16 protein-coding genes, 1 tRNA gene and 1 pseudogene are annotated in these 17,087 nt (G+C 49.3%); 12 read left to right on the top strand and 6 right to left on the bottom strand.

What is annotated here, in order from left to right:
• Positions 1 to 85: 85 nt before the first annotated feature.
• From KEF85_RS05090 to KEF85_RS05080, 3 genes and pseudogenes are all read right to left on the bottom strand, one after another.
• Positions 86 to 241, bottom strand: a pseudogene (locus tag KEF85_RS05090) (IS1 family transposase); the annotation flags it as partial.
• A 345-nt stretch (positions 242 to 586) separates the two neighbouring features.
• Complete coding sequence (locus KEF85_RS05085) at positions 587 to 1,591, bottom strand: sulfate ABC transporter substrate-binding protein (protein ID WP_343222168.1); 1,005 nt, start codon at positions 1,589 to 1,591, stop codon at positions 587 to 589.
• A 142-nt stretch (positions 1,592 to 1,733) separates the two neighbouring features.
• Positions 1,734 to 1,919 carry a YezD family protein gene (locus KEF85_RS05080; RefSeq protein ID WP_215583619.1) on the bottom strand — a complete coding sequence of 62 codons (186 nt, stop codon included), beginning with the start codon at positions 1,917 to 1,919 and terminating at the stop codon, positions 1,734 to 1,736.
• Positions 1,920 to 2,393: 474 nt separating this feature from the next.
• Here KEF85_RS05080 and KEF85_RS05075 point away from each other — a divergent pair, with 474 nt between their 5' ends.
• The 3 genes from KEF85_RS05075 to ppk2 all read left to right on the top strand — a co-directional run bounded on the left by KEF85_RS05075 (position 2,394) and on the right by ppk2 (position 4,906).
• On the top strand, positions 2,394 to 3,191 hold the full coding sequence (locus KEF85_RS05075; RefSeq protein WP_215583618.1) for a transglutaminase domain-containing protein: 798 nt from the start codon (positions 2,394 to 2,396) through the stop codon (positions 3,189 to 3,191).
• 4 nt (positions 3,192 to 3,195) lie between these two features.
• Positions 3,196 to 4,056, top strand: a complete 861-nt coding sequence (locus KEF85_RS05070; RefSeq protein WP_215583617.1) for a transglutaminase family protein — start codon at positions 3,196 to 3,198, stop codon at positions 4,054 to 4,056.
• A 67-nt stretch (positions 4,057 to 4,123) separates the two neighbouring features.
• A complete protein-coding gene (gene ppk2 / locus KEF85_RS05065) occupies positions 4,124 to 4,906 on the top strand; it encodes a polyphosphate kinase 2 (protein ID WP_215583616.1) in 783 nt (260 codons plus the stop codon).
• Between the two features lie 3 nt (positions 4,907 to 4,909).
• Here ppk2 and KEF85_RS05060 read toward each other — a convergent pair whose 3' ends face one another.
• Positions 4,910 to 5,740 (bottom strand): PHP domain-containing protein, encoded by an 831-nt coding sequence (locus tag KEF85_RS05060; protein WP_215583615.1) that lies wholly within the window; start codon positions 5,738 to 5,740, stop codon positions 4,910 to 4,912.
• On the bottom strand, positions 5,740 to 7,419 hold the full coding sequence (locus KEF85_RS05055; RefSeq protein WP_246535097.1) for an ABC transporter ATP-binding protein: 1,680 nt from the start codon (positions 7,417 to 7,419) through the stop codon (positions 5,740 to 5,742). Before KEF85_RS05055 ends, KEF85_RS05060 begins: the two co-directional genes overlap by 1 nt.
• A gap of 399 nt (positions 7,420 to 7,818) precedes the next feature.
• Here KEF85_RS05055 and KEF85_RS05050 point away from each other — a divergent pair, with 399 nt between their 5' ends.
• The 6 genes from KEF85_RS05050 to KEF85_RS05025 all read left to right on the top strand — a co-directional run bounded on the left by KEF85_RS05050 (position 7,819) and on the right by KEF85_RS05025 (position 13,687).
• Positions 7,819 to 9,729, top strand: coding sequence for a transglycosylase SLT domain-containing protein (locus KEF85_RS05050; RefSeq protein WP_215583614.1), 1,911 nt, complete (start codon positions 7,819 to 7,821; stop codon positions 9,727 to 9,729).
• A 77-nt stretch (positions 9,730 to 9,806) separates the two neighbouring features.
• The gene (gene fabA, locus KEF85_RS05045) at positions 9,807 to 10,322 is read left to right on the top strand and encodes a 3-hydroxyacyl-[acyl-carrier-protein] dehydratase FabA (protein WP_215583613.1); all 516 of its coding nucleotides are present in this window, start codon (positions 9,807 to 9,809) and stop codon (positions 10,320 to 10,322) included.
• Between the two features lie 9 nt (positions 10,323 to 10,331).
• Positions 10,332 to 11,552 (top strand): beta-ketoacyl-ACP synthase I, encoded by a 1,221-nt coding sequence (fabB, locus tag KEF85_RS05040; RefSeq protein ID WP_215583612.1) that lies wholly within the window; start codon positions 10,332 to 10,334, stop codon positions 11,550 to 11,552.
• Positions 11,553 to 11,591: 39 nt separating this feature from the next.
• On the top strand, positions 11,592 to 12,449 hold the full coding sequence (gene ttcA, locus KEF85_RS05035) for a tRNA 2-thiocytidine(32) synthetase TtcA (RefSeq protein ID WP_215585016.1): 858 nt from the start codon (positions 11,592 to 11,594) through the stop codon (positions 12,447 to 12,449).
• A 15-nt stretch (positions 12,450 to 12,464) separates the two neighbouring features.
• Positions 12,465 to 13,520, top strand: coding sequence for a UDP-glucose 4-epimerase GalE (gene galE, locus KEF85_RS05030; RefSeq protein WP_215583611.1), 1,056 nt, complete (start codon positions 12,465 to 12,467; stop codon positions 13,518 to 13,520).
• 80 nt (positions 13,521 to 13,600) lie between these two features.
• Positions 13,601 to 13,687: transfer RNA gene (locus KEF85_RS05025), tRNA-Leu, on the top strand.
• An 84-nt stretch (positions 13,688 to 13,771) separates the two neighbouring features.
• Here the strand turns inward: KEF85_RS05025 and KEF85_RS05020 are convergent.
• Positions 13,772 to 14,278 carry a tyrosine-type recombinase/integrase gene (locus KEF85_RS05020; protein WP_281413708.1) on the bottom strand — a complete coding sequence of 169 codons (507 nt, stop codon included), beginning with the start codon at positions 14,276 to 14,278 and terminating at the stop codon, positions 13,772 to 13,774.
• 38 nt (positions 14,279 to 14,316) lie between these two features.
• Here KEF85_RS05020 and tnpA point away from each other — a divergent pair, with 38 nt between their 5' ends.
• Genes tnpA through tnpC form a run of 3 tightly spaced genes read left to right on the top strand, consistent with a single transcriptional unit; the run spans position 14,317 to position 16,712 of the window.
• On the top strand, positions 14,317 to 14,649 hold the full coding sequence (gene tnpA / locus KEF85_RS05015) for an IS66 family insertion sequence element accessory protein TnpA (RefSeq protein ID WP_215579397.1): 333 nt from the start codon (positions 14,317 to 14,319) through the stop codon (positions 14,647 to 14,649).
• A gap of 8 nt (positions 14,650 to 14,657) precedes the next feature.
• Positions 14,658 to 15,011 carry an IS66 family insertion sequence element accessory protein TnpB gene (gene tnpB, locus KEF85_RS05010; RefSeq protein WP_215579399.1) on the top strand — a complete coding sequence of 118 codons (354 nt, stop codon included), beginning with the start codon at positions 14,658 to 14,660 and terminating at the stop codon, positions 15,009 to 15,011.
• 45 nt (positions 15,012 to 15,056) lie between these two features.
• Positions 15,057 to 16,712 (top strand): IS66 family transposase, encoded by a 1,656-nt coding sequence (tnpC, locus tag KEF85_RS05005; RefSeq protein WP_215579402.1) that lies wholly within the window; start codon positions 15,057 to 15,059, stop codon positions 16,710 to 16,712.
• The last annotated feature ends 375 nt before the right edge of the window (positions 16,713 to 17,087 follow it).

Below are 17,087 nucleotides of genomic sequence, written 5' to 3'. Positions count from 1 at the left end.
TCAAGTCATAAGCTTAGATCATCTTCTTTAGCCGGTTTTTAGGTTTTGTCGTGTACAGAGAGTTGTAATATAAAGTACAGGCTTATGCATGCATGTGGTTTTCAACTTTTTTGCTGAAAGCGTTTGTCAGTCGTGTAAAGCGATGCATGTGCATACGCATGGTTAAGTTTTGACGCTCAACATAGCTCGTTGAAATTAAATCATACTGCGGATAGCCTTCAACATGTTTTTTCTCAATTCCCGAAATGGGCAAATCAGGTACTACGAACATTCATTGAGCAAGGATATGTAATCAATGAAAAAGCGCTACGGGATTAGACCACTACACTATCGGCTTTTTTGCGGTTAGATCTTCTTCTGGCTCAGCTTCGCCTATGACCTGCTGAAACACATCAAAAGCACATTGGGTAAAATCTTTTCTTGGGTTTGTTTTTTGTTCATGCCGATAAGATAGCATAGCGGCAGAAAAAGTTCAGCTTGCTAAAATTCAAACTGAACCAATACCAACCAGGCAGTTGCCCAAGTCCGCATCTGGACTTGCGGCAACCCCTGCCGCCGCAAGCCCTGACCTTAAAACCAGACCGGCTTATCTGCCGTAAATGGTGTCAAATACGCCGTCATCGCCAAAGTGCTTGGCCTGAGCGGCTGTCCAACCACCCAGTTGAGCGATGGTAATCAATTCCAGCGCCGGGAACTGCTTGGCATATTTTGCCGCCACTTCTTTGTCGATGGGGCGGTAAAAGTTTTTGGCAATAATGTCCTGGCCTTCTTTGCTGTACAAATATTTTAGATACTCATTAGCCAGCAGGGTATTACCATGTTTAGCGGCCACGGTTTCAACCACAGCCACTGGCGGCTCGGCCAGGATGCTGAAGCTGGGGGTGACCACTTCGTATTTGTCGGCGCCGAATTCTTTTAACACCAGATAGGCTTCGTTTTCCCAGGTAATCAGCACATCACCGATACCGCGTTCGGCAAAGCTGGTGGTTGAGCCACGCGCACCGGTATCCAGTACCGAGGTGTTTTTAAACAGTTTGTTGAGAAAATCCTTGGCGGCATCTTCGCTGTTATTATTGGTTTTTAATGCATAAGCCCAGGCGGCCATATAATTCCAGCGCGCACCGCCTGAAGTTTTAGGGTTAGGGGTGACGATGCCGACGCCGGGTTTAATCAAATCATTCCAGTCTTTGATTTTTTGCGGATTGCCTTTACGCACCACAAATACGATCGTGGAGTTATAAGGCGAGCTGTTATTGGGTAATAAAGTCTGCCAGTTCTCCGGCAGCAATTTACCCCGGCTGGCCAGTTGATCGATGTCATAGGCAATTGCCAGGGTGACGACATCGGCTTCCAGACCGTCCAGTACTGCTCTGGCCTGTTTACCGCCGCCGCCATGCGATTGATTGATGGTGAGGTTGTCGCCGGTTTTGGTTTTCCAGTATTTGGCAAATACTTCGTTGTATTCTTTGTATAACTCACGGGTGGGATCGTAAGACACATTCAGCAAATTTATATCTGCAGCCTGGGCTTTAGCGACCAGGGCTAGCCCTAACATAATGGCCCAGACAAAATTCAAGCGTTTGTTTTTCATATTTGACTCTATATTAAGAAGTATAAAAATGCGGCCTATGCGGCCTTAACCGGATTATTCTAGACTAACTAACCAACTGCTACCAACTTCTGTGCGGCGCTTTTGCCAAACCGAGACCCAACTCACCCGCATTGATTGTCCATCATGCACTGTTTTTTTGATCATTCAAACGAAACCGTTCACGTTTATCAATTTGCACTACCCGGCCATCATGCACCACCACTTCCACGGAACCGAAGCGGATATCCTGAATGAGCGTAGCCACATATAAAGCAACTTCCTTAATATCGTCATTTTTTAACGTATTGCTATTGACTGTAACTGCCATATAGCCTCCTGATTTTTCTGATAAGTTAATGCATCGCCAGAACCTGCTGCTCTGAGCGCTAGTTTGGCTAATGATAATAATGAACAGATATTGCGAATGAAAACACTATAAACCGAAATGATTATCTAATATGGTAATACACAATCTCAAAACTCAAAATAAAGCCGTTAGACCGACTAAAATCGGCCTACCAGGGGTTTTACTGAGTCTAGCAGCCCATGCCGGATAAAATTCTGCCATTGGTCCAATAAGAACGTATAATGACTGCAGAAAATATCGGACGTTTTGCTTAAATTTCATGTTAATTTTTAATTATTCAGTGATTTTTTGACAGCTGATCAATCCGGCTGCGGTAGCGCGATAGTCCTTAAATTATTGCAGCTAACCTTGGTCAACGAATTTTATGCCGGCCTGGCCCTACCCAGCTCCGGGTCAGCCGCCAGTATGCCTATCAGCCAAACCAGGATATAAACCATGTGGTTACGTACTCAATGTGATATTAGCTTTGATGTGGCAATACCCACTCAGTTTATTTTGATGTTGCGTCCACGCAGTGGCGCCAATCAATGGATAGCCAAAGAGTCTTATACTCTGTGGCCCAATGTGCCGGTGTTTGAATACACTGATAATTACGGCAATCTGTGCCAGCGGCTCATCGCCCAGCCCGGTGAATTTACCATCCAGACCCACGCCGCCATTCATACCAGCCCGCTGATCGATACTGCGCCCGGCGCCCCCTTTGATGAAGTGCAATCGCTGCCGGATTCGGTACTGACTTACCTGCTGCCCTCGCGCTATTGCGAATCCGACCGCTTTATCGAACTGGCCCAGGATATCGTCTATGGCCTGACCCCCGGCTATGATCAGGTCTCGGCACTCAACGACTGGATACGCGCCAACATTAATTTCAACCCCTACTCACCCCATTTCCAGCTTTCCGCTGTGGAAGTCAATCTGGCCGGCGAAGGCGTGTGCCGGGATATGGCCCATTTGGGTATTGCCTTATGCCGGGCCATTTGTATTCCGGCCCGCATGGTAGTGGGCTATCTGTATGGTTTGCAGCCTATGGATTTTCATGCCTGGTTTGAGGCTTATGTGGGTGGTCGCTGGTACGCCTTTGATCCGACTCAGGCAGAACCGCGCGGCGGCAGAGTAATTGTTGCCTACGGCCATGATGCCTCTGATGTGGCCATTTTTACCCAGTTTGGCCCCGCCCTTTATCCCACTTATATGGCCGTCAGCGTCGAACTACTGGAAAATCCGCCTACTTAAGTCCATGCACAGGTTACGTATCCGGCATGTCACCGAGTATTTTTTTCCCGGCCCGGTGACACTCAATCAGCACCGCCTATTGTTGCGTCCCCGCGAAGGCCACGATGTGCGCATCGAATCATCGCGCCTGGAGATCAGCCCGGCTTATAAAATCAAGTGGTATCGTGATGTGTTTGATAACTCACTGGCCGTGGTCGATTTTCTGCAACCCTGCAACCGGCTGAATATCACCAGCGAAGTGGTGATTCAGCATTATGCCGACGCCCCACCGGATTTTTGTGTGGAAGATTATGTCCTGCCCCATCCATTTGCCTATGAAGCCAGCGAACGCATTGATCTGATCGCCTTTCAGAAACCGGTGTTCAACAGGGATCAAGCCGTCATTAAGGAATGGTTGAAGTCGATTGATTTATATGCCGAAGACATGGAATCCCTATGCCTGCAATCCAAGCTGAATCAGGTCATTCATGAACAGTTTCGCTATCAGATTCGCGAAGAACCCGGCGTACAATCGCCGTTGCAGACCCTAAAACAGGGTAGCGGCTCCTGCCGTGACTATGCCACCCTGTTTATTGAGGCTTGCCGTTGTATGGGGCTGGCCAGCCGTTTCGTCAGCGGTTATCTGCACGCCCCTGCCACCGAAGCGGGCAATGCTTCCACGCATGCCTGGGCTGAAGTCTATTTGCCCTGTCTGGGCTGGCAGGGTTATGATCCTACTGTCGGTGAATTGACCGGCAACCGCCATATTGCCGTGGCCGTGGCCCGCAACCCGGAAGCAGTGCCGCCGGTATCCGGCAGCTTTATTGGCCCCACCAAGATATCGCCGGGCATGATCGTTAATGTGCAGGTTAATCTGCTGCCCTGAATCGGGCAGAGGTAAGATCTATGTGCCGGCTGATCCATGACAAGCAACTACTGTAACTGGCCGCAATATGAATAAAAGAACCGCCGATCCGCTGGAAAAACAGGCCTATAAGCACATTTTGCGACAATTACAGATCGAGCTGGTCAAGCTGCAGAACCACATCATTAAACATGACGACAAGATTCTGATTATCTTTGAAGGCCGGGATGCCGGCGGCAAAGACGGTACTATCAAGCGCATCATCCAGCACTTAAGCCCTAGGGAAACCAGAGTGGTGGCCCTGGGCATCCCATCAGATCGAGACGTAAAAACCTGGTATTTTCAGCGCTATACCCCGCATTTGCCTGCCGCCAAAGAAATGGTGCTGTTTAACCGTAGCTGGTACAACCGCGCCGGGGTGGAACGGGTAATGGGCTATTGCAGTGATGATGAATATCATGAGTTTATTGAGACTGTAGCCCATTTTGAACAATTGCTGGTGCGCTCCGGCATTAAACTGCTGAAGTATTATCTGGATATCAGTCAAAAAGAACAGCAAAAACGGCTGGCAGATCGGGAAAAAGATCCGCTGAAACAGTGGAAAGTCAGCCCGATAGACAAGGCTGCGCAAAAACATTGGGATGATTACAGCGCCGCCCGCAATATCATGTTAGCCCGTACCCATCATTTGGCGGCGCCCTGGACTATAGTCCGCGCCGACGATAAATTATCGGCCCGCATCAATATTATCAAGGATATGCTGGTACGGCTGGATTATAAAGGCAAGCAGGAAACGCTGATACTACCGGACACCAATATAGTGTTTAATTACGAAGAAGCTTATCTGCATAACGGCATGATTGCGCCCTGAGCGCTAGAACAACTGCCACACCGGTGTCACACCTTCCGGCAATTGGGCCAGTCTGCCCAGTTCCAGCCAGGGGCTGTCCGGCGCATGAAAATCCGAGCCCAACGAAGCATGCAGCTGATGTTTAAGCGCGTACTGGCGGCTGAGCCGAATTTCATCGGCCCCGGCCCTGCCGGTGACCACCTCTATGCCCTGCCCGCCCATTTGTTTGAAAGCACTCAGCATTCGGCCCAACCATTTGGCACTGAGTTTATAGCGCAGCGGATGGGCCAGCACGGCGACCCCGCCGGCCTGGGTTATCCAGCTCACCACGTCAGTCAGATCGGCCCATACGGTAGGCACATAAGCCGGCTTGCCTTTGCTTAAATATTTGTCAAACGCATCCTGTTGGCTATCGACATAATGATTGGCCACCAAAAAATCGGCAAAATGGCTGCGGGTAATTTCACCGCAGCCGGCGGCCTGCAGCACCGCTGCATAGGCACCGGGTATTTTTTTTTGGGCCAGTTTTTCAGCAATTTTTTCGGCACGAGCCGAGCGAATTTGCTGCTGGTGAGCCAGACCGGCCAGTAAGACGGGATGCGCGGGATCGATATTTAAACCGACGATATGCAGGCATTGATGCAGATAAGTGGCTGACAGTTCGATACCGTTGATCAGGGTAACCCCCAGATCGGCAGCCGCCTGTCTGGCTTCAAGCAGACCGGCGGTAGTATCGTGATCGGTCAGCGCCAATACCGTTACACCTTGCTGATGTGCACGTGCCACCACTTCTGCCGGGCTTAATGCCCCGTCGGAAGCCTGGGAGTGGCAGTGCAAATCATATTTTTCGGTCATTATTGGTAGTCTCCGTAGAGTTTGGCATACAGGCCTTGCTGCTGGATCAGCTCATCATGCTTGCCCTGTTCACATATTTTGCCTTGCTCGAACACATAAACGTGATCGGCCTGCTTAACGGCGCTGAGGCGGTGGGCAATAATAATGGTGGTGCGGCCTTGCAAAAACTGACTCAGGGCTTGATGTAATTTGTATTCGGTTTCGCTGTCCAGCGCCGAGGTGGCTTCGTCCAGTATCACCACCGAAGGCTTGCTGACTATCATCCGGGCTATCGCCAGCCGCTGACGCTGGCCGCCGGATAAACGCATACCCTGTCTGCCGACCACGGTATCCAGGCCCTGCGGCAGATCAACCACTATCGACTTTAACTGGGCTATTTCCAGAGCATACCATAAATCAGCATCCGCAATTACCCGGCCCAAAGTGAGGTTGGCGCGAATGGTATCGTTCAACAAAGCCGGGTGCTGCAGTACTGTGGCGACATGTTCGCGCACCACATCCAGACCGATGCGCGGCAAGGGCACACCGTCAAAATAAATCATGCCTTGTTTGGGCGTGTATAAACCAATGATGGTTTGCGCCAGGGTGGATTTACCACCGCCGCTGGCACCCACCAGGGCAATTTTTTCACCCGCTTTGATGGTTAAATTGATGCCGTTTAACACCGGCTCTTCTTTATAACTGAAATACAGATCCTTAACGCTGACCGCCACGGTGAGTTTGCCGGCAAACGGATTTTCCAGATGCGGATAATCCGGCTCAAGCTGTAAGCGGTTTAATTCGTTGACTCGGCGCAAAGCACCTTTGGCTGAATAAAAGGCCTGCTGGATACCCAGTATCTCCTGCACCGGCGCCATCATGAACCACAGGTAACCAAATACCGCCAGCATTTCGCCGATGGTGAGATTGGAATACAGCACCATCAGCATGGCTGTCGCGCGGAAAATATCGACGCCAAACAAAAAAATCAGAAAACTCAACCGGGAGGCGGCATCGCTTTTCCAGACAAATAAGGCCGAGTGGTTTTTAACATGCAAGGCGGTGCTGATCAGTTGCTGGCAATAATGCTGTTCACGGTTGCTGGCCCGAATCTGGTTGATGGCTTCCAGGGTTTCGCTCAAGGCCTGTTGAAACACGCTATAGGCCTTGTTTTCATTGGACTTGAGGTGTTTAATCTTCATCCCTATCACCCGGGTAAAATAGATGACCACCGGGTTGAGGAAAATAATGAACAAGCCCAGTTGCCAATGCATCCACAGCAGAATCAAGGCGGTACCCAGAACCGTCAGACAGGCCACCAGCAATTTATTAATGGTGGATCCGATAAAATTATCCAGCGTATCCAGATCAGTAACCAGATAGGCGGTGACGGTACCGCTGCCCAGGCTTTCATATTCGGACATGGAAATATGTTGTAGACGCTCGACTAAAGCCTTGCGCATATTAAAAATCACATCCTTGGCGATATAGGAAAACTGCCGGGTCTGGATGACGTTGAATATCATGGCAAATAAGCGCAATAGCAGACTGGCGATTAAAATAGCCGCTATATAAAATGCCGGTTGCCGCCACTCCGGGGGCGCCAGTGGATTAAGGGTGTCCAGCATCAAGCCGGGATGATTGAGCAGCACTTCATCAACCAATAAAGGCATCAACAACGGCACCGGCACACTGAGCATGGTGGCCAGCACCGCCAGCAGATGACCAATCAGCAATTGTTTTTTGTGCTGCCGGGCTATATTAAAAATATATTGCCAAGTAAATTCGGCCGAATTTGGTAAGGGCTTTTTCAAGTGATCAAGTGGGGCAAGATTAGATTTCACAGATTATAAGGACTTATGGGCGTTGCTGATACGGTCGGCAATCCGGATTTTTGGGAACTATTTTGCATTAATTGTCAGTTTTGAGCCGGATTTGTTTTAAAAGTTGCCTGACGCCTGCACAGCCTGTTTAATACCACAGTACTGCGCAAAGCTGTCTAATGCCTGCAATAGCCGGGCCTGACTGATAAAATGTCTGCTTATCAGCAAAACAGCTTGTATAGTGGATAGCGTCAGGATTTTGGTAACGGGGTCAGCATGTGGTTAAGCTTTAGAGTAATAGTATTGATGTTATTACTGACAAGCGCGGTAGTCGGAGCCTCAGAACCAGGGCTGTCTGAGCTGCGCCAGGCTTTTCTGCAGGCCGAAACCGCCATCAACGAAAATCCTGATGCCGACTATTTTAAACTGGCGCAAGACTTAAAAGAATATCCGCTCTATCCCTATCTGCAGTACCAATGGCTGAAAAAGCATTTGGATGCGGAATCCGCCGTGCGGCAGTTTCTCAGCGATTTTGACAGCAGCCGCTACGCCAAACTGTTACGCCATAACTGGCTGCTGCAATTGGGTAAAAATCAGCAATGGGTAGTGTATATGGAGTTTTACCGGCCTGGCGATGATACCGAATTGCAATGCTATTTTGCCTTGGCCCAGTATTTTAACGAACAAGTACCCGCCGCACTGCAAACCGCCCGGCAATTATGGCTATCCGGCAAAACCGTGCCGGACAGTTGTAACAGCTTATTTGCCAAATATACCAGCAGCGCTGAATTCACCCCTGATCTGGTCTGGCAGCGGTTTGTGGCCGCCTGGCAAGCGCATAATTTACCGGTGGCAACCGCGATGCAAGCCTTGCTGCCCGAGCCGAAACGAGCCGAGGCCGAGTTATGGTTAAAATTGTATCGTCAACCAGCCTTGCTGGCCGAAGCGGCGGACTGGAAGCAAAACTATGCCCAAGCCGATCTGCTGTTTGCCTCCACCATCAAGCTCTGGTTAAACCAGACTCTATACCCTGCCCTGGCAGTTTGGGAGGCGGAACGGCATCGCTATGCCATACCCGATGCCCTGAACGCTGACATAGAAAAGCAAATCGCGCTGGAGCTGGCTTTTAACCGCGACCCTAAAGCTTATCAGCGCTTGCTGCAACTGCCCAATCAGGATAACACCACCCGCGAATGGCGGGTACGGGCGGCGTTGAACCAGCAAAACTGGCAGGAAGTCAGCCTGGCCATCGCCGCATTGACCGAGGCGGAACGACGCCAGGAAAAATGGCAATACTGGCAGGCCAGAGCCTTGGCCGGGCTGGGCGACAGTGCTGCCGCTCAGACCATTTACCAGCAATTGCTGAATAATCGCAGCTTTTATGCCTTATTAGCGGCCAAGCATTTACGTCAAAATCTGGCCTTAAATGATAAACCGCTCAGCATTCCGGCGGCTGAAATTGACCTGCTGCAACAAGGCCGGGAGTTTCAGGTGACGGCTGAGCTGCTGGCCCTGGACAGAAAACCGGAGGCTAAACGCCAGTGGTGGTACGCAGTGGCCGGTTTACGTGATCATGAGCTGCTGGTGGCAGCCAAACTGGCCGAGCGCTGGCACTGGCCGGCCATGGCGATTTTTACCCTGGGTAAAGCCAATGCCTGGGATGACATGCAAATACGCTTTCCGCTGGTGTATGCCGATGCCATTACCGATATCGCCAATCAATTAAAACTGGATCCTGCCCTGCTGTTTGGACTGATCCGCCAGGAAAGCGGGTTTGATGAATGGGCGGATTCTCCGGTGGGCGCCAAAGGTTTGATGCAGTTGATGCCCACCACCGCACAACAGATTGCCCAGCAGCTTAAAGAAAACTGGGCGGGTGATGCCAGCCTGTTCAATCCGCTGCTCAATATCAAATATGGCAGCTATTATTACAAACAGTTACTGGAGCGGTTCCACGGCAATCATTTATTGAGCGCTGCCGCCTATAATTCCGGGCCAAACCGGGTAAAACGCTGGCAACCTAACACTCAGGCTTTGCCTGGCGATATCTGGGTAGAAACCATTCCCTATCGGGAAACCCGGATTTATGTGGCTTCTGTGATGCTGTATGCGCAGATATATCAACAACGCCTGCAAAGAAATCCCTTACAAGCTATGGACTTAGTCACCGCAGTTAATCCAGAATAAAATTTGAGCTGATTTTTTAAGCCGACTATTAGATAATACCAGATGTTTTTGTATCACTTTTATCAGGTAAATATTTAATGGAGAAACAGCATAGTTTCACACGCGAAGAGTTGTTAATGTCTGGACGCGGCGAATTGTACGGGCCAACCAATGCACAACTTCCGCTGCCTAATATGTTGATGATGGATCGCATCATCCATATCGCCGAAGAAGGCGGACTCTACGGCAAGGGTGAGATTATTGCTGAGCTGGATATTACCCCCGATTTATGGTTTTTTGCCTGCCATTTTCAAGGCGACCCGGTGATGCCGGGCTGTCTGGGTCTGGATGCCATGTGGCAATTGATCGGTTTTTATTTGTGCTGGCTGGGCGGCCCCGGCAAAGGCCGTGCGCTAGGGTGCGGGGAGGTTAAATTTACCGGACAGGTATTGCCGACCGCTAAAAAAGTAACTTACCGGATTAGCTTAAAACGGGTGATTTTGCGCAAACTGGTGATGGGCATCGGCGATGCCGTCATGGAAGTTGACGGCAAAAAAATTTACGAGGCCACCGATCTGCGGGTTGGTCTGTTTACATCGACTCAAGACTTCTAGGAAGCGGACATGAAACGAGTGGTTGTCACCGGTTTGGGTATAGTCTCCAGTATCGGCAATAATCGGGATGAGGTGGTCGAATCTTTACGCGCCGGCCACTCCGGGATTGTGCACGCCGAGGTCTATCAGGAAATGGGCTTTAGAAGCCATGTCCACGCACCGATTAATCTTGAGCTGGATGATGTGATAGACCGCAAGATCAAACGCTTTATGGGTGACGGTGCGGCTTTTAATTATCTGGCTATGGAACAGGCGATTGCCGATTCCGGTTTGCAAGAACAGGAAATATCCAATTTCCGTACCGGTCTGGTGATGGGTTCCGGCGGGCCTTCCACCTCTAATCTGGTGGATGCTGCCGACATTCTGCGCAGCAAAGGTGTTAAAAAAGTCGGGCCGTATATGGTTACCCGAGCCATGTCCAGCACCAATACCGCCTGCCTGGCAACGCCGTTTAAAATCAAAGGTGTTAATTACACCATCAGCTCCGCTTGCGCGACCAGCGCCCACTGTATCGGTCACGCCATGGAACTGATACAGCTCAACAAACAGGATATCGTTTTTGCCGGCGGCGGTGAAGAATTGCACTGGACCATGTCCGTGCTGTTTGATGCCATGGGCGCGCTTTCCACCAAGTATAACGATAGCCCGGCTTTGGCTTCCCGGCCTTATGACGCCAACCGTGACGGTTTTGTGATTTCCGGCGGCGGCGGGGTGCTGGTGATTGAAGAACTGGAACATGCCAAAGCCCGTGGCGCCAAAATTTATGCGGAACTGGTCGGCTACGGCGCCACTTCCGATGGCTACGACATGGTGCAACCTTCCGGCGAAGGCGCGGTACGTTGTATGCAACAGGCGATGGCTACTGTCGATGGCAAAATTGATTATATCAATGCCCACGGCACCAGTACCCCGGTAGGTGATACCCGCGAGTTGCAAGCCATGCGTCAGGTTTTTGGCGATCAGCATGTGCCTGCGGTCAGTTCCACCAAATCGTTGACCGGCCACGCCTTGGGCGCTGCCGGGGTAAATGAGGCCATTTATTCGCTATTGATGCTGCAGGAGAACTTCCTCAGTGCATCGGCCAATATTTTTGACCTGGATCCTGACGCCACCGACATTCCTATCGTCCGCGAGTATCAGGACAATGTGACGCTGAATACTGTGATGTCCAATAGTTTTGGCTTTGGCGGTACGAATGCGACCTTGATTTTTCAACGCTATAACGGCTAACGGCCTACGCTGCTGTTTACGGCTGCCTCCCCCATGTCAATGACAGAGTCAGAACAAAAGTCACGCACCCAGTTCAACAAATTGCAAAAACGCCTGCGCCGCTGCGTAGGCGAAGCGATTGCCGATTACAATATGATAGAGGACGGCGACAAGGTGATGGTTTGCCTGTCCGGCGGCAAAGACTCCTATACGCTACTGGATGTATTGCTGAATCTGCAAAAAACCGCGCCGGTGAATTTTGAGATTATCGCCGTTAATCTGGATCAAAAACAGCCCGGTTTTCCAGAGCATGTGTTGCCGGAATACCTGACCAGCCTGCAAGTACCGTTTCATATCATCGAACATGATACTTACAGCATCGTCAAACGCATCATCCCTGAAGGTAAAACCACCTGCAGCCTGTGTTCACGCTTGCGGCGCGGCACCCTCTATGGCTTTGCCAGACAGAATAATGTCACAAAAATTGCTTTGGGCCACCATCGCGATGACATTATGGAAACCTATTTTCTGAACATGTTTTATGCCGGCAAGCTGAAAGCCATGCCGCCCAAACTGTTAAGTGACGACAAACAGAATATTGTGATCCGGCCCTTGGCCTATTGCCGGGAAAAGGATATCAATCGTTTCGCCGCCTTCAAAAAATTTCCGATCATCCCTTGTAATTTGTGCGGATCTCAGGAAAACTTGCAGCGTAAAGCCATGAAGCAAATGCTGACCAGCTGGGATAAACAGTTTCCGGGGCGTTTGGAAACCATTTTTGCCAGCCTGCAAAATATTGCTCCTTCGCAAATGCTGGATACCGGACTGTTTGATTTTGCCAATCTGCAGCGCATCCCTGATGCCGATATAGCGCATATTGTCAGCCATGAGCCCGATTTGGACATACTTGAACGTTAACCATGGAACTTGACTATGAAAAACACCATTCTGGTAACAGGCGGCGCCGGCTACATCGGTAGCCATACTTGCGTTGAATTGCTGAATAACGGCTTTGAAGTTGTAGTGATAGACAATCTCTGCAACAGCAAGATCGAATCCATCCGCCGCATTGAGACCATCACCGCTAAAACCGTCAAGTTTTATCAAGCCGACATCAACGACTCGGCAGCCCTGGCTGAAATTTTTAAAAATCATCCCATAGACGCCGTTATCCATTTTGCCGGCCTGAAAGCCGTTGGTGAATCCTGCCAGAAACCGCTAAGCTACTATCACAATAATATTTCCGGCAGCGTGGTGTTACTGGAAAGCATGGCCGAGCATAACGTCAAAAACTTTGTGTTCAGCTCTTCCGCCACCGTTTACGGTGATCCGCATACGGTACCAATACTGGAGACTTTTCCATTACAGGCCACCAATCCCTATGGCCGCACCAAGCTGTTTATTGAAGACATTTTGCGCGACAGTGCCGCCGCCGATGTATTGAACGGCCATGCCCTGCCCTGGAAAATTGCCATCTTGCGCTATTTCAACCCGATAGGCGCACACAGCAGCGGTTTGATCGGCGAAGACCCCAACGGCATCCCCAATAATCTGATGCCGTATATTGCTCAGGTTGCGGTTGGCAAGCTGCAACAATTATCGGTGTTTGGCGATGATTATCCCACCAAAGACGGTACCGGCGTGCGTGATTATATCCATGTGGTGGATTTGGCCATTGGCCATATCAAGGCCCTGCAATACCTGATAAAACAAGCCCCGGACAGCGGTTTGTGTGAAGCCTTTAACCTGGGTACCGGCACTGGCTACAGCGTGCTCGATCTGGTAAAAACCTTTGAAAAAATCAACCAGCAACCCGTACCTTACCGGATAGCCCCGCGCCGTCCAGGCGACATTGCCGCCTGTTACGCCGATCCCAGTTTGTCTGCCGAAGTACTGGACTGGCGTGCCGAGAAAACCCTGGATCAAATGCTGGCCGACACTTGGCACTGGCAAAAAAGCAACCCTAACGGCTATGACAGCACGAATTGATTTACTGGGCTGCTAATCGCTTAGCAGCATTGACAAATGACCAAAATTTGGCGAAAATAGTTGTTTATCTTCACCAGATTGCCTCGGTGGCGAAATAGGTAGACGCACGGGACTTAAAATCCCGCGGTTGTGAGACCGTACCGGTTCGATTCCGGTCTGAGGCACCATTTAAATCAATAAGTTAGATTAATTTATAATGTCGTAACAAAATCGACTGCAACGATTTTGCAACGATTGTTAAAAGTTCATAATCACCGGATCTGCGAAATTCGGTGAATATTTTCTTTCTCCTTCCCAATATTCAGCATTCCAGAGATTCTAGCCGCATCTGCGGAAAGATGCTCAGGTGCTAAATGCGCATAACGCAAGACCATTTCATAGCATGACCAACCGCCCAATTCCTGTAGCACATGCAAGGGCGTTCCGGCTTGTACATGCCAACTTGCCCAAGTATGCCGCAGGCCATGCCAACAAAAGTTTTCAATACCTAAACTTCTGACAATATTTCGCCAATTCTCGGTACCCGCTTTTGCAATTGGCTTACCTTTGTACGTGAACACCCGCTTTGGGTGCTTGCCAATTTGATTTCTAAGAATCGCGATAGCATCTTCATTAAGCGGAACCCTAATCATTTTATTGTTTTTAGACTCGTCAGCATGCACCCACATCAATTTATTTTGCATGTTAATCTGCGACCATTCCAAAAAACAGAGTAAGCGCTCAATTTTCCGCGTAATTCCCACCCCCCAGCCTACCATGTCAGAATTTCCCATCGATATTATTTTGGGGATTACCAATGGCATCAATAGAAAACAAGACCGGTCACGATTTTTGGCAAAGGCACGTCGCGCAATGGCAAGCGTCTGGCTTGTCCCAAGTAAACTACTGCCGCCAGCAAGCGCTGCATACCCACCAGTTGAGTTATTGGAAGCGCAAATTTTTGATCGATTGCGAACCGGTTGACACTGAACGTAAAGCGACTGGATTTACCCGTGTCCAAGTGGCTGCACCTATCGCCATGCCCTCATCGCCAAGTTTGTCATTGTGCTTCCGGGATGGTACACAATTGATTGGGATTTCTCAGAATAATATGGCTTTGATTCAGCAATTGATAGAGGTGTTACGGTGACTTGCATTATGCGCCCCTCTTTAGAGCTGACAGAGGTTTATCTTTACCGACAGGCCATTGATTTTCGTAAATCCCATCGCGGGTTGGCGGCAATTGTTGAGTGCGAACTCGGCCATAATCCGTTTGATGGCGGACTGTATGCGTTCACCAATAAGCAGCGTACTAAAATCAAATGCTTGTTCTGGGAAAATACGGGCTTTGTGCTTTATTACAAGACCTTGGTCGAGGATAAGTTCAAGTGGCCGAAGGGTGAAGAGGCATTGTTGACGTTAACGGGACAGCAATTGAATTGGCTGCTGGATGGCTACGATATTAGCGTGATGAAAGGCCATAAAAATCGGCATTATGAGTCTGTTTTTTAAGGAAAAACGCCTGCTTTTTGGCTTGAATTCAGGTATAATAAGCCTATGATTTTATCCCACTTTTCTAGCATAGAACACGATGAACACTCGGCTATTTTGTTGCCCGAGATGCTCGCCGAGTTGCTTGAAAAAGCGCAACGAGTGGATGAATTAACACAGGCCGTTGAGCTTAAATCAGAAGTGATTGCTACGCTCAATCAACGTATACAGTTGTTAGAAGAAGCGTTGCGTTTATCCAAAATCAAACGCTTTGCGCCCTCAAGTGAGCAGTCCGGGCAAACTTCATTATTTGATGAAGCCGAAGTCGAGGCCACGGTTGAGCTTGAAGCCGCAACGGATGCAGCCGTTGACACAGTAGAGGCTGTTGATTCGAGCGTTGAATCAGAAGCTTCTGAGCCCAATCCACCTAAGCCAAAACCTGGTCGCAAACCATTTGCCAGCCACTTACCGAGAAAGCAAATCTTTATCACACTGAGCGATGAAGAAAAAGCCGGTGCAATTACAACCTTCTTTACTAAAGTTAAAGAAGAATTAGACATCATCCCTGCCCAAGTGCGGGTTTTAGAATACATGCAGGAAAAAGCGGTGTTTCTGGAGCCTGCTCAAGCTGAAACACAACGCCGTATTATTGCCGCTGCTCTGCCCAAACATCCTGTTCCAGGCGCGATGGGCAGCATTGATTTAATGTGTAATGTAATCATCTACAAATACTGCGATGGCTTGCCGCTGTATCGGCTGGAAAACATCTTAGCCCGTTATGGCGGCGAACTCTCAAGAGCCACACTGGCCAACTGGGTCATCGCACTGGCTAGAACGCTGCAACCTTTGATTAACCTTATTCGGGATCATCAACTGGCTGGTAACATCATCATGGCCGATGAAACCCGAGTGCAGGTTCTTAAAGAACCGGGGCGACCGGCCACCTCGGATAAATTCATGTGGGTGACGCTGGGCGGCACGCCTGGTCAACCCAGTGTGTTATTTGAATATGATCCGACCCGCAGCCAGGAGGTGCCGTTGCGCTTGCTGGAGGGCTTTTCGGGTTATCTGCAAACCGATGGTTATGCCGCTTACAATGCCGCCTGTATTATCAATCATATCATCCAGCTCGGTTGTTGGGATCATGCGCGCCGTAAATTTAAAGAAGCTCAAGATGCGCAGCCCAAACCCAAGAAAGGCAAGCAGCATAAAGCCAGCAAAGCCGATCACATGCTGAGTTTAATCAATACACTCTATATGATTGAGCGGCAAATCAAAACTCTGAGTGCCGCTGAAAGATTCCAGCAACGCTGCAAAAGAAGCCTGCCGGTTTTGAAGAAACTGAGAGCGTACTTGGACGACAATCAACACAAAGTGCCTAAGGATAGTTTAACGGGCAAGGCCATGACTTACATGAGCAACCAATGGGATAAGCTGATGGTGTATTGCTCGAATGGGGAGCTGAACATTAGCAATATTCTTGCTGAAAACGCCATTCGCCCCTTTGTAATGGGTCGCAAAGCATGGCTCTTCTCTGATACTCCAAAAGGCGCACAGGCCAGCGCGATTCATTACAGCCTAATTGAAACAGCAAAAGCCAATGGCTTGGAACCCTGCGCCTATTTAACCCATGTACTCAAGGCATTGCCTTATGCCGATACCGTTGAAAAAATTGAAGCCCTGTTGCCTTGGAATTTAAAAAATACTGATTTTGCTAGATAGGGGGAGTACGCGCTTTATTAAGCGCTTACACTATAGCGACAAAATATGACGCAATGCAGATTCAGTTTATGTTTGAGGGAGTTGTTATTCAGGCTAGTTTCTCAATGAATACTGATATCGATTTGGTCGAAGGTATTGCTGTACCAGTCGGACAGCATTTCCCTTACCCTCAATTGCGGATGGAATGCGTGAATTTTGCGTTTTTCTGTTGGGATTCGTTCTGCTTTGTACTGCACTTACCCGCAACGGGCGTCATTGTTAATTAAATAAAAACAATCAGTTACAATACATCTTGAGCACTTTTAATGTGATGGTTGTGCTTTCAAATCGCATACGGCCCACCAATTATCGATAAATAAATCAACCAGTTAGCTT

The sequence above is a fragment of the Methylomonas paludis genome, assembly GCF_018734325.1.
Classification (GTDB): domain Bacteria; phylum Pseudomonadota; class Gammaproteobacteria; order Methylococcales; family Methylomonadaceae; genus Methylomonas; species Methylomonas paludis.
Note: the sequence above shows the minus strand (reverse complement) of the source record. Positions and strands in the feature narration are given on the sequence as shown.